The sequence below is a fragment of the Planomonospora sp. ID91781 genome, from assembly GCF_015711595.1.
Classification (GTDB): Bacteria; Actinomycetota; Actinomycetes; order Streptosporangiales; family Streptosporangiaceae; genus Planomonospora; species Planomonospora parontospora.
The window spans coordinates 2,478,975-2,505,894 of record NZ_JABTEY010000001.1 but is presented as its reverse complement, the minus strand read 5'-3'; the positions used below and the strand labels follow the sequence as shown (position 1 = coordinate 2,505,894).

The 26,920-nt window shown below is 72.2% G+C and carries 23 protein-coding genes; 7 read left to right on the top strand and 16 right to left on the bottom strand.

Annotation, left to right across the window (positions count from 1 at the left end; all coding sequences use genetic code 11):
• Positions 1-48: 48 nt before the first annotated feature.
• Positions 49-1,053: a methyltransferase gene (locus tag HS048_RS11440; protein ID WP_196466936.1), complete on the top strand. Its 1,005-nt coding sequence runs from the start codon at positions 49-51 to the stop codon at positions 1,051-1,053.
• A gap of 574 nt (positions 1,054-1,627) precedes the next feature.
• Here the strand turns inward: HS048_RS11440 and HS048_RS11435 are convergent.
• From HS048_RS11435 to HS048_RS11420, 4 genes are read right to left on the bottom strand one after another with little or no spacing between them, the layout of a single operon-like run.
• Positions 1,628-2,887 carry a flavin-dependent oxidoreductase gene (locus HS048_RS11435; RefSeq protein ID WP_196466935.1) on the bottom strand — a complete coding sequence of 420 codons (1,260 nt, stop codon included), beginning with the start codon at positions 2,885-2,887 and terminating at the stop codon, positions 1,628-1,630.
• A gap of 25 nt (positions 2,888-2,912) precedes the next feature.
• Complete coding sequence (locus HS048_RS11430) at positions 2,913-3,737, bottom strand: ABC transporter permease (protein ID WP_196466934.1); 825 nt, start codon at positions 3,735-3,737, stop codon at positions 2,913-2,915.
• On the bottom strand, positions 3,734-4,513 hold the full coding sequence (locus HS048_RS11425) for an ABC transporter permease (RefSeq protein ID WP_068895064.1): 780 nt from the start codon (positions 4,511-4,513) through the stop codon (positions 3,734-3,736). Before HS048_RS11425 ends, HS048_RS11430 begins: the two co-directional genes overlap by 4 nt.
• Positions 4,510-5,496, bottom strand: a complete 987-nt coding sequence (locus HS048_RS11420) for an ABC transporter substrate-binding protein (RefSeq protein WP_196466933.1) — start codon at positions 5,494-5,496, stop codon at positions 4,510-4,512. Before HS048_RS11420 ends, HS048_RS11425 begins: the two co-directional genes overlap by 4 nt.
• A gap of 1,057 nt (positions 5,497-6,553) precedes the next feature.
• Between HS048_RS11420 and HS048_RS11415 the strand changes: the two genes are divergently transcribed.
• From HS048_RS11415 to HS048_RS11405, 3 genes are read left to right on the top strand one after another with little or no spacing between them, the layout of a single operon-like run.
• The gene (locus HS048_RS11415; RefSeq protein WP_191895935.1) at positions 6,554-7,540 is read left to right on the top strand and encodes an ABC transporter substrate-binding protein; all 987 of its coding nucleotides are present in this window, start codon (positions 6,554-6,556) and stop codon (positions 7,538-7,540) included.
• The gene (locus HS048_RS11410; RefSeq protein WP_196466932.1) at positions 7,537-8,304 is read left to right on the top strand and encodes an ABC transporter permease; all 768 of its coding nucleotides are present in this window, start codon (positions 7,537-7,539) and stop codon (positions 8,302-8,304) included. The genes HS048_RS11415 and HS048_RS11410 overlap by 4 nt, the downstream gene beginning before the upstream one ends.
• Positions 8,301-9,119, top strand: coding sequence for an ABC transporter permease (locus tag HS048_RS11405; RefSeq protein ID WP_196466931.1), 819 nt, complete (start codon positions 8,301-8,303; stop codon positions 9,117-9,119). The genes HS048_RS11410 and HS048_RS11405 overlap by 4 nt, the downstream gene beginning before the upstream one ends.
• A 76-nt stretch (positions 9,120-9,195) precedes the next feature.
• Here the strand turns inward: HS048_RS11405 and HS048_RS11400 are convergent, their stop codons facing one another.
• The 6 genes from HS048_RS11400 to HS048_RS11375 form a co-directional block, all read right to left on the bottom strand.
• Positions 9,196-9,735 carry an ATP/GTP-binding protein gene (locus HS048_RS11400; protein ID WP_068895054.1) on the bottom strand — a complete coding sequence of 180 codons (540 nt, stop codon included), beginning with the start codon at positions 9,733-9,735 and terminating at the stop codon, positions 9,196-9,198.
• Positions 9,736-9,742: 7 nt separating this feature from the next.
• The gene (locus HS048_RS11395; RefSeq protein ID WP_068895052.1) at positions 9,743-10,111 is read right to left on the bottom strand and encodes a DUF742 domain-containing protein; all 369 of its coding nucleotides are present in this window, start codon (positions 10,109-10,111) and stop codon (positions 9,743-9,745) included.
• Positions 10,112-10,167: 56 nt separating this feature from the next.
• Positions 10,168-10,590 (bottom strand): roadblock/LC7 domain-containing protein, encoded by a 423-nt coding sequence (locus HS048_RS11390; RefSeq protein ID WP_068895050.1) that lies wholly within the window; start codon positions 10,588-10,590, stop codon positions 10,168-10,170.
• Entirely contained in the window at positions 10,587-13,772 is a 3,186-nt protein-coding gene (locus HS048_RS11385; RefSeq protein WP_196466930.1) for a nitrate- and nitrite sensing domain-containing protein, read from the bottom strand. Before HS048_RS11385 ends, HS048_RS11390 begins: the two co-directional genes overlap by 4 nt.
• Before the next feature lie 135 nt (positions 13,773-13,907).
• On the bottom strand, positions 13,908-15,314 hold the full coding sequence (locus HS048_RS11380; RefSeq protein WP_196466929.1) for an aminobutyraldehyde dehydrogenase: 1,407 nt from the start codon (positions 15,312-15,314) through the stop codon (positions 13,908-13,910).
• Between the two features lie 29 nt (positions 15,315-15,343).
• On the bottom strand, positions 15,344-16,621 hold the full coding sequence (locus tag HS048_RS11375) for a glycosyltransferase (RefSeq protein ID WP_196466928.1): 1,278 nt from the start codon (positions 16,619-16,621) through the stop codon (positions 15,344-15,346).
• Positions 16,622-16,776: 155 nt separating this feature from the next.
• On the opposite strand from HS048_RS11375, the gene HS048_RS11370 reads away from it, so the two are divergent.
• A complete protein-coding gene (locus HS048_RS11370; protein WP_231647198.1) occupies positions 16,777-17,355 on the top strand; it encodes a TetR/AcrR family transcriptional regulator in 579 nt (192 codons plus the stop codon).
• On the opposite strand, the gene HS048_RS11365 is transcribed toward HS048_RS11370, so the two are convergent.
• From HS048_RS11365 to HS048_RS11350, 4 genes are read right to left on the bottom strand one after another with little or no spacing between them, the layout of a single operon-like run.
• Positions 17,349-18,389 (bottom strand): ABC transporter ATP-binding protein, encoded by a 1,041-nt coding sequence (locus HS048_RS11365; protein WP_068895041.1) that lies wholly within the window; start codon positions 18,387-18,389, stop codon positions 17,349-17,351. The two genes, HS048_RS11370 and HS048_RS11365, sit on opposite strands and share 7 nt — an antisense overlap.
• Entirely contained in the window at positions 18,389-19,162 is a 774-nt protein-coding gene (locus tag HS048_RS11360; RefSeq protein ID WP_068895318.1) for an ABC transporter permease, read from the bottom strand. The genes HS048_RS11365 and HS048_RS11360 overlap by 1 nt, the downstream gene beginning before the upstream one ends.
• Complete coding sequence (locus tag HS048_RS11355; protein WP_196466927.1) at positions 19,155-20,033, bottom strand: ABC transporter permease; 879 nt, start codon at positions 20,031-20,033, stop codon at positions 19,155-19,157. The genes HS048_RS11360 and HS048_RS11355 overlap by 8 nt, the downstream gene beginning before the upstream one ends.
• The gene (locus tag HS048_RS11350) at positions 20,030-21,157 is read right to left on the bottom strand and encodes a spermidine/putrescine ABC transporter substrate-binding protein (protein WP_196466926.1); all 1,128 of its coding nucleotides are present in this window, start codon (positions 21,155-21,157) and stop codon (positions 20,030-20,032) included. The genes HS048_RS11355 and HS048_RS11350 overlap by 4 nt, the downstream gene beginning before the upstream one ends.
• 130 nt (positions 21,158-21,287) lie before the next feature.
• Between HS048_RS11350 and HS048_RS11345 the strand changes: the two genes are divergently transcribed.
• Both HS048_RS11345 and HS048_RS11340 read left to right on the top strand, forming a co-directional pair.
• Entirely contained in the window at positions 21,288-22,460 is a 1,173-nt protein-coding gene (locus tag HS048_RS11345) for a hypothetical protein (protein ID WP_196466925.1), read from the top strand.
• A gap of 165 nt (positions 22,461-22,625) precedes the next feature.
• Positions 22,626-23,582, top strand: coding sequence for an SIS domain-containing protein (locus HS048_RS11340; protein WP_196466924.1), 957 nt, complete (start codon positions 22,626-22,628; stop codon positions 23,580-23,582).
• Positions 23,583-23,660: 78 nt separating this feature from the next.
• Here HS048_RS11340 and HS048_RS38795 read toward each other — a convergent pair whose 3' ends face one another.
• Together HS048_RS38795 and HS048_RS11330 are read right to left on the bottom strand one after the other, a co-directional pair.
• On the bottom strand, positions 23,661-24,167 hold the full coding sequence (locus HS048_RS38795; RefSeq protein ID WP_307832429.1) for a DUF742 domain-containing protein: 507 nt from the start codon (positions 24,165-24,167) through the stop codon (positions 23,661-23,663).
• 3 nt (positions 24,168-24,170) lie between these two features.
• Positions 24,171-26,861 (bottom strand): nitrate- and nitrite sensing domain-containing protein, encoded by a 2,691-nt coding sequence (locus HS048_RS11330; RefSeq protein ID WP_307832428.1) that lies wholly within the window; start codon positions 26,859-26,861, stop codon positions 24,171-24,173.
• Positions 26,862-26,920 lie beyond the last annotated feature (59 nt).

Below are 26,920 nucleotides of genomic sequence, written 5' to 3'. Positions count from 1 at the left end.
CCGCTCCCGGTACGGCTTCCGAGAGATTCCCGAGAGAGAGGACCGTCAATGGACGACCCGCAGGCGCCGGTCTGGGACGTGATCGGCGGGGTGTCCCGCTTCGCCGCCCTGGCCGCGATGGCCGAGCTGGGCTGCGCCGACCACCTGCGCGAGGGCCCGCTGAGCACGGGCGAGCTGGCGGCCCGCTGCGGCGCGGACCCGTCCGCCCTCGGCCGGGTGCTCCGCCAGCTCGCCTCGATGGGGTTCGTCTCGGCGACGGCCCCGGGCGTGTACGGGCTGACCCCCGCGGGAGCCGTACTCCGCAGCGACGTGCCCGACTCGATGCGGGCCGCCGTCCGGATGATCGGCGAGGAGGGCTTCTGGTACGGCATGGGCGCACTTCCGCGGACCGTGCGCACCGGCGGCTCCGCCTTCGCCGAGCGGCACGGCCCGCTCTACGGCTACCTCAGGGACAACCCGGCCGCCGGGCGGCTGTTCGACGAGTACATGGTGGCCCGCGCCTGGCCGTTCGCGGAGGCCGTGGCCTCGCGCTACGACTTCTCCGGCGTGCGCACCCTGGTCGACGTGGCCGGCGGCAAGGGGCACATCCTGGCCGCCGTCCTGAAGGCGCATTCAAACGTGCGCGGCGTGCTGTTCGACCAGGAGGCCGTGGTCCCGGGCTCGCGGGAGTTCTTCGCCGAGGCCGGTCTTGAAGACCGCTGCGAATGCGTGGCGGGCGACTTCTTCGTCTCCGTGCCCTCCGGCGCCGACGCCTACCTGCTGGGCAGCGTGATCCACAACTGGTCCGACGAGGACGCGGTGCGGATCCTGCGCAACGTCAGGAGCGCGATGGCCGACGACGGCCGGGTGCTGCTGGTGGAGCTGGTCGTGCCGGACGACGACAGGCCGCACATCAGCAAGGACGTGGACATGCGGATGCTCGCCCTGTTCGGCGAGGGGGTGGAGCGCAGCACGTCCGAGTACGCCGAACTGCTGGGCAAGGCCGCCCTCCGGTTCGAGCGGCAGATCGAGCTGCCCGGCGGAGCCGCCGTCGTCGAGGCCCTGCCCATATGAGGCCCGGGCGAAGGCGCCCGCGTGAGGGCGTCCGTGCGGGGGCGTCCACGTGAGGACTCCGGCCCGCCGCGCGTGAGCCGGACGGCCCCACCACACCGGCCGGCGGCGGGAGGCTCCCCGCCGCCGGCCCTCCTTCCCGGAGAATTCGCGAATATTTCCAATTCCCGGAATGCAGAACCGGAGAACGTCCGCCATTCCAGAACACAGGGTGGCGGACCGGAGCCCGCCGCGCGGACGCGCCCGCCGCCCGCGCCTCCGGAACGCCCGGTGCCGCGTCCGGGAGAGAATTCTCCCGTCGCCCGGATCCACGGATCCGGAACCGCTCGAATGCGCGGATCCGGAATAGCACGGATCCGTGGATCCGGAATCGCCCGGATTCACGGATCCGGTGCCGTCCGGCCGCAGAACGATGGAATCCGGTGGCCGAGGCGGCCGCCGTACCGTGCTTTCCCTTTCGGGGCCGCCGCCCGCCCGGAGCCCGATTCCGGATCGGACGGCGAATGCGCGGCGGAAAGGGCCGTACACCTCCCGTTTCCTTTCCGCACCGCTCCCGGGCCCGCCGGCGGAGACCGGGTCAGCCGCGGGTGACGCTCCACGAGGCCCGTTCGTTGAGGAACCTGACGTCCGTGTCGGTGATCCGGCGCTGCGCGGCGGCCATCTCCGCCAGCTCCTCCGGCGTGAGCACGTCGGCGATGTCGTCGAACCCGTCCGGCGCCCGCTCGGTGACCAGCGCGATGGTCTTCTCCATCGGCAGCTCCCGGTGGGCCAGCACCAGCTCGCCGGTGACGGGCCGGCGCTCCGCCTCGTAGGCGGCCAGCCCCGCGACGGGATCGGCGGCGACGGCCAGTTCCCTGGCCAGGACCCGGGCGTCCAGCACGGCCTGCGAACCGCCGTTTGCGCCGATCGGGTACAGCGGATGCGCGGCGTCCCCCAGCAGGGTGACCCGGCCCCGGCCCCACCGGGGGAGCGGGTCCCTGTCCACCATGGGGTACTCCAGGATCCGCTCGGAGGCCGAGATCAGGGCGGGCACGTCCAGGTAGGGGAAGCGCCAGCCCTCGAAGTGCGGGAGCACGTCCTCCAGCCGGCCCCGCCGGGACCAGTCGGCCGCCGTGACGGGGCCGGGTTCGCCGGTCAGCACCTCGGCCACCCAGTTGATCAGCACCCGCCCGCCGCCCCGCCGGGCGATGGGGTAGACCACGAACTTGGCCGACCGGTTGGAGCCCGCGACGACCTGCGTGGCCCCGTCGAGGAAGGACTCCCCCTCGGCCGTGCCCCGCCACATCCGGATGCCGTTCCACAGCAGCGGCCCGCCGTCCGGGTGCAGGCGAGCGCGCACCACCGAGTGGACGCCGTCCGCGCCCACCAGGACGTCGGCCGTCTCCTTCAGGGTCTCGCCGGTGCGCACGTCGCGCAGCGACGCCGTGACCCCGGTCCCGTCCTGCTCGAAGTCCTCCAGCGAGAGACCGGTGCGGACCGCGCCGGGACCCAGGCGCTCGCGCACCGCCGCCAGGAGCGTCATCTGCAGCTCGCCGCGGTGGACGGCGTACTGGGGCCAGTCGTACCCCGCGATCGTCCCGCGGGGCAGCGGGAGGATCACCCCGCCGTACCTGTCGGTGAACGTGAAGTAGTTCATCGAGATGCCGAGCCCGGCGAGCTCCTCCCCCAGGCCCAGTTCGGTCAGCTCGCGCACCGCGTGGGGCTGCAGGTTGATGCCGACGCCGAGCGGGCGCGGCTCCGTGACCGACTCGGCGACCGTGCAGCCGATGCCCGCGGCGTGCAGGCTCAGCGCGGTGGCCAGTCCTCCGATGCCTCCGCCGATGATCAGTACTCGCATGTCTTCCCCGGTGTCCGTCGGAGGCTCACGCCGCCTCCCGTGCGTTCAGGTGCCAGCCGAGCGCCCGCCGCTCCACGGCGACGAAGGCGGCGTTGAGCAGGTATCCCAGCAGGCCGAGCAGCATGATCCCGGCCCACATCTCGGGCAGTTCGAAGCTGCGCTGGGCTCCGATGAGGAGGGATCCGATGCCCGCCGTACTGCCGACGAGCTCGGACAGGACCATCAGGATCAGCGCGATGCCCAGGCTGATCCGGAGTCCCGCCACGATCTTCGGTGCGGCGCCGGGCAGGACGACCCGCAGCAGCCTGCGGCCGCCCCGCACTCCGAAGACCTCGGCGGTGTCCAGGTGGAGCCGGTCCACCGTGCGGACGCCGTCGACGGTGTTGAGCAGCACCGGCCAGACGACGCCGGAGACGATGGTCGCCACCTGCATGGGCGTGCCGAGGCTGAAGACCGCGACGTAGAAGGAGAGCAGGGTGGGCGGGGGGATCGCCCGCCCGAAGTGGACCATCGGCTCCACGTAGTCGGACAGCCGGCGCGAGAGCCCGAGCGCGACACCGACCGCGACCCCGGCGACGCAGGCCAGCACCCAGCCGCCGAACAGGTTGTACAGGCTGTGCCCGAAGTCCTCCAGCGCGTCCTCGGTGAGGAAGAGCCGGCTCGCCGGACCGGAGAACCACAGGTCGTGCATCGTGACGGCGATCTCCGACGGCGGGGGGAAGTAGCTCTCCCCGACGATCCGGGTGACCGCCTCCCAGCCGGCGAGCAGCAGCGCCGCGAGCCAGAGCCGGGAGAACAGCCCCCGCAGGACCTGACCGGTCCCGCCCGCCGTACCGGGCCGCGGGCTCATGCCGCCGCCCTTCCGGTGCGCGCGAAGTGCCAGCGGAAGGCGCCCTGCTCGACCTTGACCAGCAGGGCGTTCACCAGGAGGCCGAGCGTCCCGGCCCAGACCGCGCCGGCCAGCGTCACGTCGGTGTTGCCCCCGGCGCTGCCCGCCTCGATGAGGAAGACGCCCAGGCCGCTCGTCCCGCCGCTCAGCAGCTCGGCGCCCACCACCACGACCAGCGCGATGCCCGCGGCGACGCGCACACCGGTCGCGACGAACGGCGCGGCGCTGGGCAGCGAGACCCGCCACAGCACCGCCAGCGGCCCGAAGCCGAAGCTGCGCAGGGTCTCCTTGGCCAGCGGGTCCACGTCACGCAGGGCGTAGAGGGTGTTGAGCAGGATGGGCCAGGTCGCGGCGTAGAAGATCAGGGAGACCTTCATCTCCGTCTCCGACCCGAACAGCAGGATCGCCAGCGGGATCAGCGCCACCGAGGGGATCGGGCGGAGGAACTCCACCACGATCCGGCTCGGCACGCTCAGCCACGGGACCGATCCGAGCACCACGCCGGCCGCGACCGCCGCCACGAGGGCCAGGGCCAGACCGACCAGCCAGGCCAGCACCGTGTCCGCCATGCCGGCGAGGAACACCGGGTCCCCCGCCAGCGTGACGGAGCGGACCAGCACGGCGGACACGGGCGGGACGAGCTCCGGGTCGACGACCTCCAGCCGGGCGGCCGCCTCGGCCAGCGCCACCGCCGCGCAGACCCCGATCACCCCGCGGACGGCACGGATGGCGGTCATTCGCCGGCGAAGACGAGGTCCTGCGCCTTGATCGGCGCATCGAGGAGGCCGTACTCGTGCATGCTGTCGGCGACGCGCTGGAGGCGGGCGGCGTCCAGCGCGGTGGGGAAGGCGCCGATGGCGAGGCCATCGGCCGCGGACGCGGGGATCTTGGTGTACTTCGGGATGGCCGCGACCACGTTGGCCCGGTCGGCCGCCAGTTTCTGGGCCTTGCGCATCGCCCGCTGGAACGCCGCCACGGTCCTGGGGTTGGCGGCGACGAACTCCGAGGTCGCCGCGTAGCCGGCGATCGGGAAGTCCGCGGTCGGGCCCTGGGAGGTGTCCCAGACGACCCGGGCACCGATGTTCCGGCCGATGAAGGTGCCGAACGGCTCCACGACGATGGCGGCGTCGACCGTGCCGGCCTTCAGCGCGCCCTCCATCTCCGGGAAGGGGAACTCCGCGAAGTTCTCGTCCTCGTCGATCTCGATGCCGTGCGCCCTACCCGCCACGCGGACCAGCATCGTGCCGATGTTGCGTTTGGTGTTGACCGCGATGGTCTTGCCCTTGAGGTCGGCGACGGTCCGGATCGGGCTGTCCTTGGGAACCATGATCACGTGCGTCTTCGGCGCGCTCTGGAAGCCGTCGGAGACGATCTTCAGGTCGATGGCGCCCTTGGCCGCCGCGCCGAAGAAGGAGACGTAGTTGCCGAAGCTGACGTCCAGGCTGCCGCCCTTGAGTTTGGGGATCGCCTCCGCGCCGCCCGCCAGGACGCTCGGCTTGACGTCGAGGCCCTCGGCCTCGAACAGGCCCTTCTCCATCGCGATCTGCAGCGGGGCCGTGTCGACGACCGGCATCGTGCCGATGTTGATCGTGGTCTTCTCCAGGCCGGAACCGCCCGCAGAGGCCCCGGACGCCCCGGTCGGCTCGTCGGCGCCACCGCACCCGGCGACCGCCATCAGAGCCAGCGTCAGCAGACCGGCGAACGACGAACGGAGTTTCATGCGTCCTCCAGAAGGAAAGCGGAGAAGGCCGCCCGGCAGCAGGCGGCGGCCTCCGTTAATGGTGGGATCGCAGGGCGGGGAATGTCGATTAAATTACCCCATCACTCCAGTATCAAGTCCCCCTTTTAGTGCATAACTGGATGAGATGGAGAAAACATCCACAAATCGGTCAAGGCGTCCTGGATGAACCCCGGCCCGACCGCTCTTCAATCGCAGTTCAATTAATACGGCTTTCGAAATCCCCTCGCCGGGCCGCCGCCCCCGCCCGGATCCGCCCTATGAGCAGGCGACCGTTTCCTCGGCCGGCTCCGCCGGACTGCAGATCAGCGGCCCGATTCAGCGGCGCCCGGCCCGGGCGGCATCGGACGCTTTCCGGGTCGCCGTCCTTCCGGTCCGGTTCTTCCGCGACTCCACCGCACACCTCCCGGCCCTCCCTGCGGAAATCCGAACGGCACAGGCGCACCCGGGACCGGAAAGCCTCCGGCCTTTCCTGGACGACCGTTCAACAGATTTCCCTCCCGCACTCCTTGCATAACAGGTGGTGAGGAGTACGGGAAAACGCCGGTGGCCGCCGACGCTGAAGCAGCGTCCGGAACGTCCGACCCTCCGCCGGAACGTCCGGCCCTCCGCCGGGACGGCGGCGCCCTGCCGCGGCGAGCCGGCCGCCGAGGGCGGGGCGGATCCCGGATACGCGCCACCGAGGCGACCGCGCGGGCCGTCCGGCGCCATGCGGACGACCCCGTCCGACCCGGGCACCCCCTTCCCCGGCCCGGACGGGAACCGCCTGCGACGTGGCGTCGCCCGCCCGCCCCTTCCGTCGTCCGTCGGGTCGCGTTCCCGGCCACCGGGAAGTCGCCGGGCGGCCTGCGCATTCCGGGTCGCCGGGAAGTCGCCGGGCGCATTTCGCTCCCCGTTTTCGGACAGGCCATTATTTAAGTAATATCCGCCGCCTCGCTTTAACGATCACGTATCCGCTAGGCTGACGCGCCGTCGTGCCGCGACCTTCTCCCGCATGGGACCGATACGGGAGAACGCGGCTTCCGGTTAAGGAGGTTCCATGGGAAACAAACGCGTGATCCGCAACTCCCTCATCGGACTCGCCACGGCTTTGACACTCGCCGCATGCGGCACCTCCGGCACCGAAGCGGAGAAACCGGCGGCGTCCAACGGCCTTGAGAAGACCGAACTGACCATCGGCGTCGTACCGGTGCCCTCCTCCGCTCCGCTTTTCATCGCGCAGGAAAGGGGCTTCTTCAAAGAGGAGGGCCTGACCATCAAGACGGAGACGATCCAGGCTCCGCAGGCGGTCATGCCGAAAATCCTCAACGGTCAGATCGACGCCTTCCTGACCAGTTACGTCTCCTTGATCACCATCAGTGACTCCGGCGCGGCCAAGCTCAAGATGCTCGCGGAGTCCCAGCAGGGGGCGCCCGGCGTCAACGGGGTCGTCGTCGTCAAGGACTCCCCCATCCGCGAACCCAAGCAGCTCAAGGGCAAGACCATCGCGGTGAACGTGGTCAAGGCCCTCGGCGAGGTCACCGTCAGCGCCCAGCTGAAGGTCCACGGCCTGGCGCCGTCCGACGTCAAGTTCGTGCCCGTGCCCTTCGCCGACCAGCTCGCCCAGCTCAAGGCGGGCACCGTCGACGCGGCGTGGCTCACCGAGCCCTACATCTCCGCCGCGCAGAAGGACCTCGGCGCCACCCTGCTGATCGACACCCTGTCCGGTCCCACGGAGGGGCTCCCGCTCGACGGCTGGGCCTCCACCGACGACTGGATCGCCAAGCATCCCAAGACCGCCGCGGCCTTCCAGCGCGCGATCGGCAAGGCGCAGCAGATCGCGGCGTCCGACCGCCAGGCCCTCAACAAGGTCATCCCGACCTTCACGCAGATCCCCGCCGACGTGGCCGCGACCATGGCGATGGGCACCTTCTCCACCTCGCTGAACCCCACCCGGGTCCAGCGCGTGGCCGACCTGCTCTCCGAGTTCGCGATCACCAAGAACAAGGTGGACGCCGCCTCCCTGCTGGCCGCAGCCCCGCAATGAACACCGGAACGGCGCTCCGCGGTGCCCTGGGCATCGCGGGGTTCCTCCTCGTCGCCGAGGCACTGGGCAGGACCGGGGTCGTCGACCCGTACGCCGTCCCGCTGGCCTCCTCCGTCCTCTCCGGCGCGTTCGGCCTCCTGCTGGACGGAGAGTTCCTCGCCGGGGTGGGCGACACCCTCTCCTCGGCCGCGGCCGGACTGCTGCTGGCCACCGCGGCGGCCGTACCGTCCGGGCTGGTGCTGGGCACCTTCCCCAGGGCCGAGCGCGCCGTGCGGCCGCTGGTGGAGTTCCTGCGCCCGATCCCCTCGGTGGCGCTGCTGCCCCTCGCGCTCTTCGCCCTGGCGGACCAGGGGAAGATCGCGCTGATCGTGTACACCTCCTACTGGTCGGTGCTCATCAACACGCTCTACGGCCTGCGCGACGTCGACCCGCTGGCCAAGGAGACACTGCAGAGCTTCGGTTTCGGCCGCTACGCCGTCGTACGCCGGGTGTCCCTGCCCAGCGCCGCGCCCTTCATCGCCACGGGCGTGCGGATCTCCGCCTCGGTCGCCCTCATCGTCGCGGTGAGCGTCGAGCTCGTGGCGGGGGGCGACGGCATCGGCACCTTCGTCAGCGACGCGGCGGCGGGCAACCGCCGGGATCTGATGATCGCGGCCACCGCCTGGACGGGGGTCATCGGCCTGCTGGTCAATTCCGTGCTCAGCGGGGCGGAGCGGCGGGCCTTCCGCTGGCACCGGACGCAGGTCGGGGAGGGAGCCGCATGACCGCGCGCGGAGCCGGGGACCGCGCGGCCTCGGCGGCGGCGTGGATCGCCCGGCTGTGGATCGTCCCCGTCGCGCTCCTCGGGTGGGAGCTGGCCGCCCGGCTCGCCGGCGCGGTCTACTTCCCGCCGCCCTCCGCGATCCTGGTCCGCCTGCACGAGCTGTGGTTCTCCGGGCCGCTCGGCCGCCTCTTCCTCACCCAGGAGGCGGTCGACCACCTGCTGCCCAGCCTGGGCCGCCTCCTGCTGGGGTGGGCGGCGGCGTGCGCGGTCGCCGTCGTCGCCGGGGTCGCGCTGGGCCGCTCCGCCTCGGCGTACGACTGCGTCAACCCGCTGATCCACTTCTTCCGGTCGATCCCGCCGCCGCTGCTGATCCCGATCGCCATGACCCTGACCGGGGTGGGCACGCCCCTCCAGCTCGCCGCCATCGTCTTCGGCGTCGTCTGGCCCGTCCTCATCAACACGCTGGACGGTGCGCGGCACGTGGACCGCGCCTATCTGGAGACGTGCGAGGTGTTCGGCGTCTCCAGGACCGCGCAGCTCCTCCGGGTCGTCCTGCCCGCGATGGCCCCCAAGGTCTTCGCCGGCCTGCGGATCAGCGTGGCGCTGGCCCTGATCATGATGATCATCTCGGAGTACGTCGGCAGCACGGAGGGGATCGGCTACCACATGCTGGTGGCCCAGAGCCAGGTGGACATCGCGTCCATGTGGACGGCCATCGTGCTCCTCGGAGTGCTGGGGTTCGTGCTCAACTCCCTCTTCCTCCGGGTCGAGCGGCGCGTGCTCGCCTGGCACCGGAGCGCCCGCCGGACCGGCTGACGCGGCGCGGACCCGCCGGGAAGGGCGGGCCCGCGCCGGAGGCCGGCCGGGAACGGCCGGGAACGGCCGGGAACCGTCAGACGCGGAGGGTGAGGACGTGCTCGACCAGGGTGATCAGGGTCGACTTCACCGCCTCGCGGGACCGGGCGTCGGTCCTGACGATCGGGACGTGCGGAGAGATCGTCAGCGCCTCCCGCACCTCCTCCTCCCCGTGGAGGTGGGCGCCGCCGAAGCCGTTCAGGGCGACCACGAACGGCAGGCCGGCCTCCTCGAAGTAGTCGATCGCCGGGAAGCTGTCCGCCAGCCTCCGGGTGTCGACCAGGACGATCGCGCCGATCGCGCCCTTGACGAGGTCGTCCCACATGAACCAGAACCGGTGCTGGCCCGGCGTACCGAACAGGTACAGGATCAGGTCCCGGTCCAGGGAGACCCGGCCGAAGTCCATCGCCACGGTGGTGGTCCGCTTCGTCGGGATGTGCGAGAGGTCGTCCACCCCCGAGCTCGCCTCCGTCATGACCGCTTCCGTGGTCAGCGGCATGATCTCGGAGACCGCTCCGACGAAGGTCGTCTTGCCGACACCGAAGCCGCCGGCGACGACGATCTTCGTCGAGGTCATCCCGGCGTCAGAGCCTGCGAAGCCCACTGAGCACCCTTTCAAGCAAGTTGAGATCCGGCTTTCCGGCATTCAGCGACGGCTGGTGGATCTGTACCAGGCCCTCGGCCGACATGTCCGCGATCAACACCCGAGTCACGCCCAGCGGCATGCGCAGCAGGGCCGAGATCTCGGCGACCGAACGCACCTGACGGCACATCGAGATGATCGCCTGACACTCTGTGGAGAGCATGGAGGGATCCACACTCGGAGCGGTCGCCGAGGAGACCAGCGCCTCGAGCGCGAGCTGCGTCCGAGGAGCGGTCCTTCCCCCGGTCACAGCGTACGGACGGATCAGACGATCTCGCCCGCTCTTGGCCTGAGGCGGCGGCTCGTTCATCGGATGCTATCCCTCCTTATCGGTTATTGTCCTGCTGTTGCGCGAGTGACGGCCGCCTACCGCTGAGATGCCTGGAGCTCCGCCCGCAGGGCCGGGGTCAGCGTCTGCCCCGCGCGCTCCGCCAGGAGCGTCATCTGGTAGGCCACCAGGCCCATGTCGCAGTCCGGCGAGGCCAGTACGGCCAGCGCCGAGCCGTCGCTGATCGACATGGTCAGCAGGAGGCCCCGCTGCATCTCGATCACGGTCTGCACCACCGGCCCTCCCTCGAAGACCCGGGCGGCCCCCTGCGTCAGGCTGATCAGACCCGCGGTGATCGCGGCGAGCTGGTCGGCGCGGTCCTTCGGGAAGCCCTGCGAGTAGGCGAGCGGGAGGCCGTCCGCGGAGACGATCACCGCGTGGGCGACGCCGGGCATCTCCTTGACGAACTCGGTGATCAGCCAATTGAAGCCCCGGGCGGCCTGACTGAGTTGGTGGTTCACTGCTTCTCTCCCTCGGCGGCGTTGGACCGCTCGTTCATCTCGGCGCGACCCTGCCGTACACCTTGCTGGAAACTGGACAGACGACTGCGCACCCGCTCGGCCGAGATCGGGGGCATCGGGGAGACCGGCGCCGCGGGCGCGGAGGGAGCCGATCCGGGGACCAGGTTGGCCTTGGGCACCCGTTTGGGCAGGCCCGCCCCGGTCAGGCCGCCCTCGGCGGGCTTCCTGGCCGCCTCGGCCGCGGCCCATCCCTGGTCGGCGGGGGTGCTGCTCCAGGGCTGCCGCTCGGCCGCCGCCGCGGGCGCGGACCGGTGCTCCGCCCCGGAGACCCCGGAGGCCCCGGAGTCCTCGACCGGCCCGGACCCGGCGGTCTCATCCGGCTTATCCGTCTTGTCGGCGGGGATGCTGCTACGGAACCAGTCGGAGCCCACCGCCGCGAAGATGGGCAGGAACTCCTCCGGTTCCGGCTCGGTCGCCGACACCCCGACCGCGGGCAGCGTCTGCGTGTTCTCGCCCGGGTCGAGCCGGTGCGGCGACCACGGATCCGCCTCCGACACCTCCTGCCAGGACGGCTGCGCCGACCGGTCCTGCCAGGACGCCGGGGACGCCGGGGACGCCGGGGACGCAGACGGCTCGGGGGCGGCCGACGCCTCCTGCCAGGAGGGCTGGTCCTGCCAGGAGGGCTGGGGCGGCTGAGACGGCTGGGCCGGACGCCGGGACGGCGGCGCGGGGGTCGGGGTCAGCGGCGAGGACCACAGGCTCTCCACCTCCGAGGCCGACACCACCGGCTTCGACCACAGGTCCGCCACGCTGGGCGGCGGCCCGGCGGGGGCCTGCGGAGCCGGACCGGCCTCGGCCGGAGCGGGGCCGGCGGCCGGCCTCGCCCCGGGCGGCGCGCCGAACGGCGTGTCGTCCATCGGAGGCATCCCGAAGGGGGGCCGCTCGCCAGGCCGGCGCACCGGCGGCATCGGCGGTGCGGCGGGCGGGGCCTCCGCCGGGCTGGGCGCCGCGAGCGGGGCCTCGGCCGACTGGAACGCCCCGAAGGAGGACATCTCAAACGACGGGTGCCCCGGACCGAACGAACCGGTCCCCGCACCGGCCCTCGTCCCGGCTCCCACACCGGCGGGCGCCGAGCCGAACGGGTCCTGGCGCAGGCCCGCGGCGAACGGGTCCGCCTCCGGCGTGGCCGCCCGGCCCGCGGCCGCGGCGGCCAGGGCCGCCGGGTCGGGCCGCATGGACTGGGCCACCACCCGGGGCGGGAGCAGGACGACGGCGCTGAGGCCGCCGGCCTCGGGACGGCGGAGCTGGACGCGGATACCGTGGCGCAGCGCCAGGCGGCCGACCACGAACAGGCCCATCCGGCGGGAGACCGACAGGTCCACCGCGGGCGGCTCGGCCAGCCGCCGGTTGGCCTCGGCCAGTTCCTCGTCGCTCATGCCGATGCCGGAGTCGGTGACCGCCAGCACGACGCTGCCCATCTCGTTGCCGTTGCTGGTCACCGTGACCTTGGTGTCCTGCGGCGAGAAGAAGATCGCGTTCTCCACGAGCTCCGCGATCAGGTGGACGATGTCGTTGACGGCCTGGCCGATGATCAGCGTGCCGGCCTCCACCCGGAGGGTCACCCGCTCGTAGTTCTCGACCTCCGACAGCGAGGCGCGCACGACGTCGCCGAGCGGGACCGGCTCGCTCCACCGGCGGCTCTGCTCCTGGCCCGCGAGGACCAGGAGGTTCTCGGAGTTGCGGCGCATGCGGGTGGCCAGGTGGTCGAGCTTGAAGAGGCTGGCCAGCCGGTCGTCGTCCTGCTCGCCCTGCTCCAGGTCGTCGATGAGGTCGATCTGCCGCTCCACCAGCGACTGGGTGCGCCGGGAGAGGTTGACGAACATCGCGTTGACGTTGGCCCGCAGCCGGGCCTCGTCGCCCGCCAGCCGGATGGCCTCGCGGTGGACCTCGTCGAAGGCCCGGGCCACTTCCCCGATCTCGTCGCGGGAGATCACGCCGATCGAGGGCACCTCGATGTTCGGGGCCAGGTCTCCGGACTCGCGCAGCACGCGGACGGTCTCGGGCAGCTTGCTGCCGGCCACCTCCAGGGCCTCGCTGCGCAGCCTGCGCAGCGGGCGGACCAGCGTGCCCGCGACCCAGGCGGTGATGAGCAGGATCAGCACCAGCAGGACCAGGATCGCGCCACCGGAGATCATGGCGCTGCGCCGTTCGGCGCCCTCCAGCTCCTGGCTGCGCGCGACCACCGCGGCGGCCATGTCGCGCTCGAGCGTCCGCATGCCGTCCACGATCGCGGTGGAGGAGTCGAACCAGCTGCGGATGCCCACGGTGCCCAGGCTCCTGTTCTCCCGCATCCGGGACATGACCAGGGCGCGGGTGGCGTCGGCCCGGTCGACCTCGGGACCGCCGACCAGCTCGCGGAAGCGCCTGTTCTGCGCCGCGCTCGCGGTCGCCTGGAAGGCCGCCACCTCGCTCACCTGGCTGCGGTAGGCGCCCAGGAAGTCGGCGGGGTCGTCGAAGTCGAAGCCGCCCTCGAGGCGGGCGACCAGGAGGATGCCCCGCTGCCTGGCCACCTGCTCCTTGGCCCGGGACAGCGCGCCCAGCGCCAGCGAGTCGCCGGTCAGGCGCTCGTCGCCGCCGCTGCGGCCGAGGTCGTCGTGGAGGGTGACGAAGTCGGCGATCATCCGCGAGTACATGCCGAGGGCGGCGCGCGGGAGCACGCTGCCCTCGGTGATGAGCCGGCGCAGGCCGGGGAGGCCGTGCAGCCAGCGGCGGATCTGGGAGGCCTCGGTCCGGACGCGGGTGGCGTGCTCGCCGCTGATGGCCGCCACCGCCTTCAGCGTCTCGGTGGCGCTCCGGTCGACGACCTCGCGCTGCTCCCTGACCTTGACGAGGCGCGCGGGCCGGCGCTGGTCGGCGATGAACCAGGCGGTGAGGTCGCGTTCGAGGGCCATCTCGTGGGAGAGGACGCCGAGCCGCTCGACGAGCGAGGCGACCTCGGACATCCGCCGGTACTCCGTCGCCGTGGACAGCGCGGTGGTCAGCTGGAGCCCGGTCAGCAGTACGGCCGCCACGGTCGGGAGCAGGATCAGCGCGACCAGACGGGGACGCACACGCCAGTTGGCGGGCAGGAGGCTGCCGAGCACTCCCACCGGCCGGTGGCTCCGGCGGTCTTGTGTCTTCACTGGCCTAGGTAACCCCTCGCCGAGTAGGGAAGCGGCGGAAGCAATTTGAGCACATCCTTTATCGTCACTACGAATGGAGTAACTATCGACAAATCCCTATAAATGGGATATTCGGGCACTAATCACCCATCGTTTTCAGGCAGGCCGGAAGGAGTCCCTCGCCTCCGGCGCCTGGTGCTTGATCATGAGATGGCGCGTCACGGAGTACTCCTGGACCGCCTCCTGGCTCATGTCCTTGCCGAAGCCGCTGCCCTTGACCCCGCCGTGCGGCGCCTCCGAGGCGATCGGCAGGTGGTCGTTGACCCAGGTGACCCCCACGTCGAGGCGGTGCGAGACGCGCAGCGCGCGGGCGACGTCGGCCGACCAGACCGAGGAGGCCAGGCCGTAGGGGGTGTCGTTGGCCAGCCGTACCGCCTCGTCCTCCCCGTCGAACGGCAGGGCGACCAGCACCGGTCCGAAGAGCTCCCCCTGGACGATCTCGCTGTCCTGGCGGGCTCCGGCGATCAGCGTCGGCGGGTAGTAGAAGCCGGGGCCCTCGGCCGGGGCGCCCCCGCAGAGCACCGAGGCGCCCTCGGCCACCGCGCGCTCGACGAAGCCGTGCACCCGGTCCCGGTGCCCGGCGGAGATCAGCGGGCCGATGTCGGTCGCCGGGTCCCAGGGGTCGCCCGGCCTGATCCGCTCCAGCGTCGCGCGGAGCGCTTCGACGGCCTCGTCGTAGACCTCGCGGGAGATGTAGACGCGGGTGGCGGCCGTGCAGTCCTGGCCGGTGTTGTAGGTCGCGCCCATCGCCACGCCCCGGGCCATCTCGGCCAGGTCCGCGTCGCCGAAGACCAGGGCCGGGGCCTTGCCGCCGAGCTCCAGGTGGACCCGCTTCAGCGAACCGGCCGCCCCGCGCATGACGGCGCGGCCGGTCTCGGTGGAACCGGTGACGCTCACCATGTCCACGCCCGGGTCGTCCACCAGCGCCCCGCCGGCCTCGGCGTCGCCGAGGACCACCTGGAACAGCCCGGCGGGCGCGCCGGCCGCCGCGAACAGCTCCGCCAGGCGCAGCGTGCTGCCCGGCGTCCGCGGCGCGGGCTTGACCACCACCGCGTTGCCCGCGGCGAGCGCGGGACCGGCCTTCCAGACCGCCATCACCAGGGGGAAGTTCCAGGGCGCGATCGAGGCGACGACGCCGACCGGGCGGCGGACCAGCACCGAGGTGTAGCCGGCGCTGAGCACCCCCGCCCCGGTGCCGTCCAGCGAGCGGGCCGCCCCGGCGAAGAAGCGGAGGTTGTCGACCGCGAAGGGCAGCTCGCCGTCGCGGAAGACCGCCGCGGGCTTGCCCGTCTCGGCGACCTCCAGCCGGGTCAGCTCCTCGGCGTCGGCCTCGACGAGGTCGGCGAAGCGCAGCATCACCCGCGCCCGCTCGGCCGGGGTCGCCGAGCCCCACTCCGCGAAGGCCGCCCGCGCCCGCCGTACGGCCGCCGCCACCTCCGCGACCGGGGTGTCGGGCGCCTCGTGCAGCGGCTCGCCCGTCGCCGGGTTGATCAGAATGCCCATGGAACGTCCCTGGTAGATGTGGTCGGCCGTCAGGCCCCGGTGCCGGCCTGCTCGATCAGGTCGGCGGCGCGGCGCAGGCCGTCGCGCCGGCGGATCTCCTCGCCGGCGGCGGCCAGCCTCCCGCGCAGGGCGGCGTCGCCCAGCAGCCGCTCCACCGCCCCGGTCAGCTCGGCGTCGGCGAAGCCGTAGGTGGACAGGCGCACGCCGTAGCCGAGCTCGTGGACGCGCTGGGCGTTGTCGTACTGGTCCCAGAACAGGGGCAGCAGGATCATCGGCTTGCCGAAGTGCAGCGCCTCGGTGACGGTGTTGTTGCCGCCGTGCGTGATGACCAGGTCCACCAGGGGCAGGATCTTGGTCTGCGGCAGGAACTCCGCGCCCCACATGTTGCCGGCGAGCTTGATCTCCTCGTGCAGCGGGCCCTTGGAGACGATGTAGCGGTGCGGGGTGGTGGCCAGCACGTCGATCACCCGCTGCATGAGCTCCACGTCGGCCGAGCCGAGCGAGCCGAGCGAGAAGTAGACCAGCGACCCCTCGCCGCCCTTCAGCGCCTCCGGCAGCTCGAACTCCTCGTCGGTCTCGCGGACCGAGGAGTCCAGGCGGTGCCAGCTCGGCCCCAGCGGCCGGACGTCGGTGTAGTCGGCGATCTCCGGGAAGACGTAGAGGTTCAGGTCGCCCTCGTGGATGAAGTCCAGGTCCGGCAGGGCGGGGGCGCCCTGCTCGACGACCCACTCGTTGAAGGCGGTCCAGATCTCGCGGTGGGTCCGGTCGTACTCGGCGCGGAAGGCGTCCCACTCGGAGCGGTCGCCGGCGGGCAGGCCGGAGAAGACCGGCGCCACGCCCTCGCCGCGGACCTCCAGCGGGTTGCAGGAGACGATGCGGACGAACGGCTTGCCCGCGGTCACCAGCGCCGGGAAGGCGATGACGTTGTCCTCGACGATGACGTCCGGCTGCACCCGCTCGATGATCTCCTTGAGCTGCGGCTCGCAGTACTTCGCGCCGTCGATGAGCGCGTCCCAGATCGGCTTGGTCACCGTCTCCAGCTGCTCGGCGGTGGACTTGCGGTACTCCGGCGCGGTGTCGCGGATGAAGTCCTTCCAGAACTGCCCGGCGTCCTGCTCCTCCTCCGCCGGCGGGGCGAGGTCGACCAGGTCCTCCTCGAAGCCGAGCGCCGTCAATTTCCCCTTCCACGAGGCTTCAGCAGCGAAAACGACCCGATGGCCGCGCTTACGAAGAATGTCGCCGATGCCGATGCAGTTGTTCGTCGGCCCGTAGGCGCTCTCCGGCATGAACAGGATCGTAAGAGCCATCGTGTCCTCCGAGATCAGGGGTTTTGGAATCTGGTGAATACTGGTTTAAATATTGATCTAGCGGAAATGCCGGACAGCGGTCACTATGGACCCCGGCATAAACCAAGGGTGACGAACGGGGAAATATGGCGCGCAAGAGCCGGTCGGACCGACGGGTGGACCTCATCGACGCGGCGCGCCGGGCGATCATCCGGCACGGCACCGACGGCGTCGGCCTCAACCACGTCGCCGAGGAGGCCGGACTGACCTCCGGCGCGGTGCTCTACCACTACCCCAACCTCGGCGAACTGCTGGTGGACGCCCACCACGCCGGGATGGAGCGCTTCTACGAGCTGCGCCTCAAGCGGATCAGCGGCATGCGCGACCCGGCCGAGAAGCTCGTCGTGACCATCCGCTCCGGCCTGCCGCACGGCCCGGACGACCCGGACGTGCGCCTGCTCAACGAGCTCGGCGGCGCCGCCTCCCGCAACCGGATGTACGCCCTGCTGCTCACCACGCTCTACGACCGGCAGGTCTCGATGTACCAGAGCATCCTGGAGACCGGCAGCGCCCTGGGGACCTTCACGCTGGCCGACGACTCCCTGGTCATCGCGCGCAACCTCGTCGCGCTGGAGGACGCGTACGGTTACCGCATAACGGCCCGCCACCCGGTGATCGGCCCGGAGGAGGCGGCGGACCTGATCCTCTCCTACGCCCGGACGGTCACGGGCAACCCGCTGAAGACGTCTCACTGAGGCACCAGGACCCCGTCCTCGGGCGCCCAGGACAGCGCCACCCGCGTGCCCGGCCGGGCCCGGGTGGCGCCCTGGACGGCCACCAGGACCGGCCGCTCGCAGCCCGGCACGGCGACGGAGACGTGCGAGACGCCGCCGTAGAAGCTCACGTCCGCCACCTCGCCCCGCAGCGTGCCGGCGCCCTCCGCGGTCTCGGGCGCCAGCCGCACCCGCTCCGGCCGTACGGCCAGCAGCGCGGACGTCCCGTCCGGCAGGTCGGAGGCGCCGGGCAGCACGCCGAGCCCATCGGCGGCCAGGCCCACCGCGCACGCCCGCCCCGGGAAGAGGTTGCCCGCGCCGACGAACCCGGCGACGAACGGGGTGCGCGGCCGCTCGTAGAGCGCGACCGGCTCGTCCACCTGCTCCACCCGGCCCGCGTTGAAGACCGCGATCCGGTCGGCCAGCGACATGGCCTCCTCCTGGTCGTGGGTGACCACGACGAAGGTGATGCCGACCTCGTGCTGGAGCCGCTTGAGCTCCAGCTGCATCTCCGCCCGCACCTGCTTGTCCAGCGCGGACAGCGGCTCGTCGAGCAGGAGCAGCCGCGGCCGCTTGACGATCGCGCGGGCCAGCGCGACCCGCTGCCGCTGGCCGCCGGAGAGCTGGTGCGGCCTGCGCCCGGCCGCCTCGGTCAGGCCCACCTTCTCCAGCACCTCGCCGACCCGGGTGCGGACCTCCGCCTTCGGCAGCCGCTCCCGCTCCAGGCCGTAGGCGACGTTCTTGGCCACGGTCATGTGCGGGAACAGCGCGTAGGACTGGAACATCAGGTTGACCGGGCGGCGGTGCGCGGGCCTGCCCAGCAGGTCGGCGCCGTCGAGGGTGACGGAGCCGGCGTCCGGCGACTCGAACCCGGCCAGGATCCGCAGGAGCGTGGTCTTGCCGCAGCCGCTCGGGCCGAGCAGGGCGAAGAACTCGCCCTGGCGGATCTCCAGGGAGACGTCCGACAGCGCGGTCACGTCTCCGAAGCGGCGGCTGACACCGGTGATCTGCAGCATCAGGAAAGGGACTCCGTCAGTCGGGTCATCCGCTGGGCCGCGATCACCACGGTGAAGCTCACCGCGAGCAGCACGGTGGCCAGCGCGTTGATCTCCGGGGTGACCCCGAAGCGGACCATTGAGTAGATGACGATGGGCAGGGTCGGCTCGGTCGGCGCCGAGGTGAAGAACGCGATGACGAACTCGTCGACGGAGAGCGTGAACGCCAGCAGCGCGCCCGCCGCGATGCCCGGCGCGAGCTGGGGCAGGGTGATCCGGAAGAACGTGGTCACCGGGGTCGCGCCCAGGTCGCGGGAGGCCTCCTCCAGCGAGGTGTCGGCGTGCGCGAGCCGGGTGCGGACCACCGCGGCCACGAACGCCGTGCCGAACACCGCGTGCGCCAGCAGCACCGAGTGCAGGCCGAGCTCCATCTTCACCCAGACGTAGAACATCAGCAGGCCGATGCCGAGCACCAGGTCCGGCAGCACCGCCGGCAGCACGCCGATCGCGTCCAGCGCCTTCGACCTGCTGTGCCGGGCCATGCCGACCGCCAGCAGCGTGCCCAGCACCGTGGACAGGGCCGTGGCCCCGGCGGCCACGATCAGGGTGTTGACCAGGCCGTGCCGGATCTCGGCGTTGCCGGCCAGTTCGCCGTACCACTTGAGGCTGAAGCCGTCGAAGGAGTACGGCGAGCCGCCGGAGTTGAACGACATGGCGACCAGCACCACGATCGGCGCGTACAGGAAGAGGTAGGTCGCCCAGAAGGGGACGTACAGCAGTCGGGGCTTACGCACGACGGGCACTCCAGGCCTGCAGCAGCAGCAGGACGATCAGCACGGCCAGCAGCGCCAGCGCGAGCGTGGAGCCGAACGGCCAGTCGCGGGCCTTGAGGAACTGGTCCCTGATCAGGTTGCCGACCATGATCGAGCGCCCGCCGCCGAGCAGCTCGGGGACGATGAAGTTGCCGAAGCTCGGCACGAAGACGAACAGGCACCCGGTGACCACCCCGGACCTGGTCAGCGGCAGCGTCACCGAGAAGAAGGTGCGCGCCGGCGAGGCGCCGAGATTGGCCGAGGCCTCGCGGAGCTGCGGGTCGAGCCGCTCGATCGCGGCGTACAGCGGCAGCACCATCAGCGGCAGGTAGGAGTAGACCAGGCCGGTGACGATCGCGCCCTGGCCGTAGAGCAGTTCGTACGGGCCCAGGCCGACCTTCTCCAGCGCGCCGTTGAGCAGGCCGGGACCGCTCAGCAGCACGATCCAGGCGTAGACGCGGACCAGGAAGTTCGTCCAGAACGGCAGCACGATCGCGATCAGCGCGACCGTCTTCCACCGGCGGGGCAGCCGGGTGATCAGGTACGCCGTCGGATACCCGGCGAGCAGGGCGATCACCGTGGCGATCGTGGCCAGCTTCAGCGAACCGAGCACGACCTCGAGGTAGAGCGGGTCCAGCAGCCGGGTGAAGTTCTCCCCCGTCACCTCGTAGACGACGCCGCCGAACCGTCCGCGGCGGAACACCGTGTAGCCGAGCACCAGCGCCAGCGGGATCAGCAGGAACGCGATCAGGTAGGCGAGGCCGGGCCCGAGGAAGACCAGCCGCCCCAGCGCGCGCGACCGGCGCGACCGCGATGCCGCGGCCGCGCCGGAGACGACGGTGGAACCGGTCACTGCTTCGCCGCGACCTCGGTCGCCAGGCGGGTGAACTTGGCCGAGTCCTCGCCCAGGTCGATGATCGACTCACCCTGGAGCAGGTCCGCCGGGCTCATCTGCAGCGGCGTGTTCTGCTCCTTCAGGTCGGCGTCGACGATGTCCATCGCGGCCTTGTTCGGCACCTTGTACAGGATGTTCGAGGCGGCCCAGCCGTGCACCTTCGGGTCCAGGATGTGGTTGATGAACGCGTGCGCGGCCTCCTTGTTCTTGGAGGACTTCAGGATGACCATCGTGTCCACCCAGAGGTCGCTGCCCTCCTTGGGGACCACGAACTTGATGTTCTTCTCGGAGGTCGGGCACCAGCCGTCCCACGCCTCGACCATGACGGCCTCGCCGCTCTTCAGGCGGTCGCCGAAGGTCGTGTCGTCGTAGGCGAGCAGGTTCGGCTTGGCCGCGAGCAGCTTCTCCTTGACCTTGGCCAGCTCCTCGTCGCTGCGGGTGTTGACCGAGTAGCCGAGCGCCTTGATGGCGGGCAGGGCCAGCCAGCGCTCGGTGGTCATCATGGTGACCTTCTTCTTGGCCTCGGCGGGCGGGTCGAGGATGTCGTTCCAGCTGGACGGCACCGCCTTCACCAGGTCCTCGCGGTAGCAGATGCCGGTGGTGCCCCAGGTGTAGGGGACGGAGAAGGTGTTGCCCTTGTCGTAGGCCAGCTCCTTCGCCTCGGGGTAGAGATTGGCCAGGTTCGGGATCAGCTCGGGGTGGAGCGGCTCCAGCAGCCCGGCCTCGTTGAGCGCCTGGGCGTACTGCCCGGAGACGAAGGCCACGTCGATGCCGGTGTCGGCGCCCGAGGTGAGCTTCGCCATCGCGACCTCGTTGGTGTCGTGCAGCGTGACCTTCAGGTCGAACTTGAGTTTGCTCTTGATCTCCTGGGGCAGTTCCTTGGGCGTGTAGCCGTCCCAGACGGTCACCGTGAGGCTCTGCTTCGACAGGTCGGCGTTGGGGTCGAGCTGGTCGACGGCTGCGCCGGACGCGGGGGACGCGGCGGTGTCGGCGGCCTCCCCGCCGCACGCCGAGAGTGCGAGCGCGAGACCGGCGGCCACTGCGGCAGCCGGAAGACGACGGGTGTACCGGGAACGGGACACAGCCGCTACTCCTTCATAATTCAGATGTATGAGGGTGGTTCGGTCGTTTCGGACGTGACAGACCAAAGCAGGAGTGTTGCAGGCAACATCAACTTGAGCAACACTGATCGCGACATCACCACGTGGAAGCTTGATCTGTTTGCTGAACGGACCTTCAATATGGGAACGCCTCGCCGGCGCCCCCCGCGCCGGCGACGGCCGGACCGCCGAGCTGCTGTCCGCCCTGGCATGGCACGTTCCCGCACCGTACGACGTCACCCGCTTCCACCCGCTGCCCGTCCTGCCCGCCGGGGCGGTTGAACGCGGCTTCGACGTCGACCAGACCAACCATTCGGTGGTCGTCGGCGAGACCGTCGTAGTGAAATGGCTCACACCTCCCGCTCCGCTCCCCCAGCCCGCCCCCGAGATGTTCGCCCACCTGTCGGCGGTCGGCTTCACCGCCACGGCCGCGCCCTACGCGGCGCTCACCCGCGGCGGCGAGCTCCTCGCCCTGGTGACGGCCTACCTGCCGGACGCCCGGGACGGCTGGGAATGGTGCGTGGACGAGGCCGCCGCGGGCCGCACCGACTTCACCGCCGGACTGGGCGCGCTCGCCGCCGACCTGCACGTCGCCCTGGCCACCCCGTCGGAGACCTTCCCCGACCCGGTACGGCTCCCGCCCGACACGCGTGAGCGACCGTTCGCCCACAGCCCGGGGAGCGGAGGACCCGATCGGCCCGGCGACCCGGGACCGGACGCGCGCCCGCCGGGACCGTGGGCCGCCCGCGCCGAGGCGGCGCTCCGCGAGGCGCTGGCGCTGACCGACGGCGAGGACGGCGAGTGGCTGGCCGCCCGCGCGGGCCTCATGGCGGAGAGGTTCCGCGCTCTGAACGGCCACGACGCGACCCCGCTGATCCGCATCCACGGCGACCTGCACGTCGGCCAGATCCTCCGCTGGTCCGGCGGTTACGCCGTGGTCGACTTCGACGGCAACCCGACGGTCTCCGACACCGACCCCTACCAGCCGGCCGCCCGCGACCTCGCCCAGCTGTCCACCAGCCTGGAGCACGCCGGGCAGATCGCGATCCGGCGCCGGGGCGCCGACCCCGCCGCGACCGCGCGGTGGGCGGCGCGGGCGACCCTCTCCCTGCGGGACGCCTACACCGGTCGCCTGCGCGAACGCGGGCACGCCCACCTGCTCCACGAGGGGCTGCTGAGCGCGTTCGCCCTCGAACAGGAGTGCCGCGAGCTCGTCTACGCCGCCCGCCACCTGCCCCGCTGGCGCTACGCCCCCATGGGCGTCCTGCGCTCCTGGTACGGCTGACCACCCGCCGCCGCACGGCCGGGCGCAGACCCGACCCGCCGGCGATCCCGGATGACGACGCGCGCCGGCACCCGGGCCCGGCGCCGTCCGTCCGCGTCCCGCCCCGCCCCGATCTGACCTGATCTAACCTGGCCCGCCCCGACCCGACCTGACCGAGGAGACGACGTGAACCCCGAGCTGTACCTCGCCGACCTGGAGGCCAAGCCCGCCGCCCTGGCCGGCCTGGCCGACGCCCTGGAGGCCGGCGACCCGTTCGGGGCGCTGCCGCCGGAAGGGATCCGGCGGGTCCTCCTCCTGGGCATGGGCAGCTCCCGGTACGCCGCGGGGGTGGCCGCGCTCCGCCTGCGCGCCGCCGGGATCGACGCCGCCGCCGAGTACGCCTCGGCCTCGCTCTCCTACCCGGCCGATCCGAAGACCCTGGTCGTGGCCGTCTCCGCCACCGGCGGCAGCCGCGAGACCCTGGACGCGGTCGCGCGGCACCGGGGCCGGTCCTTCGTGGCGGCGATGACCGAGCGGCCGGACTCGCCGATCACCGAGGGCGCCGACCTGGTCGTGCCGATGCTCGCGGGCGAGGAGCGGGGCGGCGTCGCCTGCCGTACCTTCCAGCACACCCTCGCCCTGCTGCTGGCCCTGAACGGCCGCCTGACCGGCGCGGGCCCGGACGTGCCCGCGCTGCTGCGCCGGAGCGCGGAGGCCACGGCCGACCTGCTGGACCGGCGCGGCGAGTGGCTGGAGCCCGCCATGGCCCTGCTGGACGGCCCGGCCGGCGTCTACACGATCGCCCCGGCCGAGAGGTTGTCGTCCGCCGAGCAGTCCGCCCTGATGTTCCGCGAGGGGCCCCGCCGGGCCGCCGACGCCTGCGAGACCGGCGACTGGGCGCACGTCGACGTCTACCTCACCAAGACCCTCGACTACCGGGCCGTGCTGTTCCCCGGCTCCCGCTACGACGGACAGGCCATGGAGTGGATCCGGGAGCGCGGCTCCACCGTCCTGGCCGTCGGCGGCGACGTCCCCGGCGCCGCCGCCTCCGTCCGCTACCGCCACGACGACGATCCGGACGTGGCCCTGCTGACCGAGACCCTCGTCTGCGAACTCGTCGCCGCCCACTGGTGGCTGTCCTGACCGCACGGCTCCGCCCCTCGCTCCGGCCGGATCCCGCTCCGTGCGGTGGCCGGGCTTGGTGCGCCCGGACCACCGAGGTCAGAGGCGGCGGAGGCCGCCGAGGACGCGTTCGAGGAGGTCGCGGCCGGGACCGCTCTCCTGGACCTGGGGATGGTAGATCCGGACCAGTCCTTCGGACTCCATGTCGGCGATGAGCACCCGGGCGACGCCGAGGGGAATGCCCAGGAGCGCGGAGATCTCCGCGACCGAGCGGACGTGGCGGCACAGCTCGCTGATCGCGCGGTACTCCCGGGTGAAGGAGAGCCCCAGCCGGCCGGAGGTCGCCGAGGAGACCAGCGCCTCCATCGCGAGCTGGGTCCGGGGTGCGGTCCGCCCGCCGGTGACGGCGTACATGCGGACCAGCGAGCTCTCCTCTTCCTCCTGCGGCGGGCCGTACCCCGCGCCGGAGTCCGGGCCGTGCTCTCCGCCGCCGCCGTACGGCGGGCCGGACGGAGGCCGGCCGTACTCTCCGCCTCCGCCGTACCCCGGGCCCGGCGGGGGCCCGTAGCCGGGGCCGCGGGGGTCGTTCCAGTAGGGATCGGTCACGGCTCAGCTCTCCCGGTTCGGGAGTTCGTTGCGGGCCCGGCGCACGCCCTGCTGGAAACTCGCCATCCGGTCGCGCACCCGCTCGGCGGACAGGGGCGCCACCGGCTGCGGCGGCCGGGCGGGCGGCTGCGGTGGGGTCCCGGAGGAACCCGGCGGGCTCTGGGGACGCAGGCCGACCGGGGCCTGGGCCGGGGAGGCGGGCACGGAGCCGGGGACCAGATTGGCCTTGGGTGTCCGTTTGGGCAGTCCCGAGGTGGTCAGACCGCCGTGCGCGGGCTCGCTCACGGCCTGCGCCGCCTGCCAGCCGCTGTCCGCGGGGGACGACCAGTCCTGCCCGGGTGCGGCGGGGGGCGGCTGCTCACCGGGTTCTCCGGCGGAGGCGGGCTCCCCGTGCGCAGGTCCGGGCCCGCGCACGGGTTCGAGGGTGCCCGTGCGGAACCAGCCGGACTCGACCGAGGCGAAGATCGGCAGGTACTCGTCCTCGGCGTCCAGAGGCGAGGTGCCCGTCCCCGGCAGCGGCCCGGGCTGCCGGGTCTGCGGCGGCAGGGCCGTCACCCCCGCCGGCAGGGGCGCCGACAGGGTGGCGGGCGTCCGGGGGCGGGCCGGTCCCCGGTCCGGTCCCGCCGCGGGGACCGCCTCGGGACCGGACGGGAAGGACGGAAAGGGCGGGAAGGAGCGGCTCGCCGCCAGGTCGAACGGGGACGCCTGGGCGGGTGCGGCGGGGGACGCGCCGGGCAGGGGGGAGAGGAGGTCCTCCGGGAGCAGCACCATGGCGGTCAGGCCGGACTCCTGGGGCCGGAGCCGGACCCGGATGCCGTGCTTGAGCGCCAGGCGGCCGACCACGAACAGGCCCATGCGGCGGGCCACCGAGGCGTCGGCCGGCTGCGGGTCGGCCAGGCGCCGGTTGACCTCGGCGAGCTCGTCGGCGGTCATGCCGATGCCCCGGTCGGTCACCGAGATCATCACGCCGCCGCCGTCGATGCGGCTGCTGGAGACGACGACCTCGGTCTCGCCCGGCGAGAACGACAGGGCGTTCTCCACCAGTTCGGCGAGCAGGTGCACCACGTCGCTCACCGCGGGCCCGGTTACGGCCACCTCGGACTGGACGCGGGTGACCACCCGGTCGTAGTTCTCCACCTCCGAGAGCGCGGCGCGGACGACGTCCATGACCTCGACCGGGTTGCGCCAGCGGCGCGCCACCTCCTGCCCGGCGAGGACGAGCAGGTTCTCGCTGTTGCGGCGCATGCGGGTGGCCAGGTGGTCGAGCTTGAACAGGTCGGCCAGGCGGCGGTCGTCGCGTTCGCCGCGCTCCAGCCGCTCCACCAGGGTGAGCTGGCGCTCCACCAGCGTCTGGCTCCGGCGGGAGAGGTTGACGAACATCGCGTTGACCGTGTGGCGCAGCTTCGCCTCGTCGCCCGCCAGCCGTACGGCCTCCCGGTGGACCTCGTCGAAGGCGCGGGCCACCTCGCCGATCTCGTCGCGGGACAGGACCCCGATCGGGGGCACCTCGGCCGCGATGTCGCCGAGTCCGCCGATCTCGCCGTCGCGCGACTCCCGCACCCGCTGGACGTACTGCGGCAGCCGTTCGCCGGCGACCTCCAGGGCCTCCCGGCGGAGCCGCCGCAGCGGCCGGACCAGTGAGCGCGCCACCCCGCTGGTGATCAGCAGTACGGCCAGCAGCAGCCCGGCGACCGATCCGGCGGCCAGCAGGGCGCGGTTCCGCTCGGCGTCGCCGAGTTCGCCGCTGCGGGCCACGATCTGCCGGGCGTGCCGCTCCTCGACGGTGCGCATCCGGTCGATCGTCGCCGAGACCGCCTCGTACCACTGCCCGGCGTCGTCCTTCTCGGCCAGGTCCAGGCCCCGGAGCGGGGCTCCGGAGGCGGCGCGGAGCAGGACCAGCTCCCGCAGGAACCCGGCCCGGTCGGTGCCGCCGCCGTTGACCGTCTCGTCGAAGAAGCGCCGTTCGGCGACTCCGGCTTCGGCGGCGAACGCCCGGCGCTCGCTCTGCTCGGAGGCCAGCGCGCCGAGGAACCGCTCCATCTGCTCCTGTTCGAACCGGCCGGCGACCAGGACCACCGAGAGCAGGCCCCGCTGGAGCGAGAGGCTCTCCTTGGCCCGGGCGAGCGCGTCCAGGGTGAGGGACCGGCCGAACAGCAGGTCGTCGGAGCTGCCCTTGCCCAGTTCGTCGTGGAGGGAGAGCAGGTCGGCGATGACCAGGCTGTAGGCGTCGATCGCGGCGTCGGGCAGCAGCGTCTCCTCCAGCGCCTGCCGTCGCAGCTGCGCCAGGTCGTCCAGGCGGGCCAGCGCGGCCTCGATCTCGTCCCCGGTGCGGCCGCCGATCGCGTCCCGCAGCAGGGCGCCGCTCTCGCGCACCCGCACGGCCGCGCGGTCCACGGCGTTCATCCGGTCGCGCACGTCCTGCTCGCCGCGTTCCGGGCGGCCGAGGGCGATGAACCAGGCGGTGCGGTCGCGCTCGCCGGCCAGTTCGTGGGTGAGCGCGCCGATGTGGTCGGAGAGCCGGGCCAGGTCGTTGACGCGCTGGTATTCGGCCGCGGCGCGCACGGAGCCGAAGACCTGCACGCCTCCCAGCAGCACGGCGGCGGCGGTCGGCACCAGGATGAGCGCGATCAGCCTGGAACGCACCCGCCAGTTGCGCAGACGGAATCCGCCGTCCCGGGTCTTCTGTGTACTCACCGACCGCTGCCCTCTCGGTGGACGAACGCGCTGGCCGAATTCGCCATGGTTCCCAGCTA

What these genes read in the sequence shown, in the direction of transcription:
- HS048_RS11380 (WP_196466929.1), bottom strand. Translation starts at nt 15,314, where the DNA reads ATGGGCATTCTGATCAACCCGGCGACGGGCGAGCCGCTGCACGAGGCG.
- HS048_RS11365 (WP_068895041.1), bottom strand. Translation starts at nt 18,389, where the DNA reads ATGCTGCAGATCACCGGTGTCAGCCGCCGCTTCGGAGACGTGACCGCG.
- HS048_RS11400 (WP_068895054.1), bottom strand. Translation starts at nt 9,735, where the DNA reads ATGACCTCGACGAAGATCGTCGTCGCCGGCGGCTTCGGTGTCGGCAAG.
- HS048_RS11440 (WP_196466936.1), top strand. Translation starts at nt 49, where the DNA reads ATGGACGACCCGCAGGCGCCGGTCTGGGACGTGATCGGCGGGGTGTCC.
- HS048_RS11430 (WP_196466934.1), bottom strand. Translation starts at nt 3,737, where the DNA reads ATGAGCCCGCGGCCCGGTACGGCGGGCGGGACCGGTCAGGTCCTGCGG.
- HS048_RS11425 (WP_068895064.1), bottom strand. Translation starts at nt 4,513, where the DNA reads ATGACCGCCATCCGTGCCGTCCGCGGGGTGATCGGGGTCTGCGCGGCG.
- HS048_RS11375 (WP_196466928.1), bottom strand. Translation starts at nt 16,621, where the DNA reads ATGGCTCTTACGATCCTGTTCATGCCGGAGAGCGCCTACGGGCCGACG.
- HS048_RS11415 (WP_191895935.1), top strand. Translation starts at nt 6,554, where the DNA reads ATGGGAAACAAACGCGTGATCCGCAACTCCCTCATCGGACTCGCCACG.
- HS048_RS11410 (WP_196466932.1), top strand. Translation starts at nt 7,537, where the DNA reads ATGAACACCGGAACGGCGCTCCGCGGTGCCCTGGGCATCGCGGGGTTC.
- HS048_RS11420 (WP_196466933.1), bottom strand. Translation starts at nt 5,496, where the DNA reads ATGAAACTCCGTTCGTCGTTCGCCGGTCTGCTGACGCTGGCTCTGATG.
- HS048_RS11405 (WP_196466931.1), top strand. Translation starts at nt 8,301, where the DNA reads ATGACCGCGCGCGGAGCCGGGGACCGCGCGGCCTCGGCGGCGGCGTGG.
- HS048_RS11395 (WP_068895052.1), bottom strand. Translation starts at nt 10,111, where the DNA reads ATGAACGAGCCGCCGCCTCAGGCCAAGAGCGGGCGAGATCGTCTGATC.
- HS048_RS11435 (WP_196466935.1), bottom strand. Translation starts at nt 2,887, where the DNA reads ATGCGAGTACTGATCATCGGCGGAGGCATCGGAGGACTGGCCACCGCG.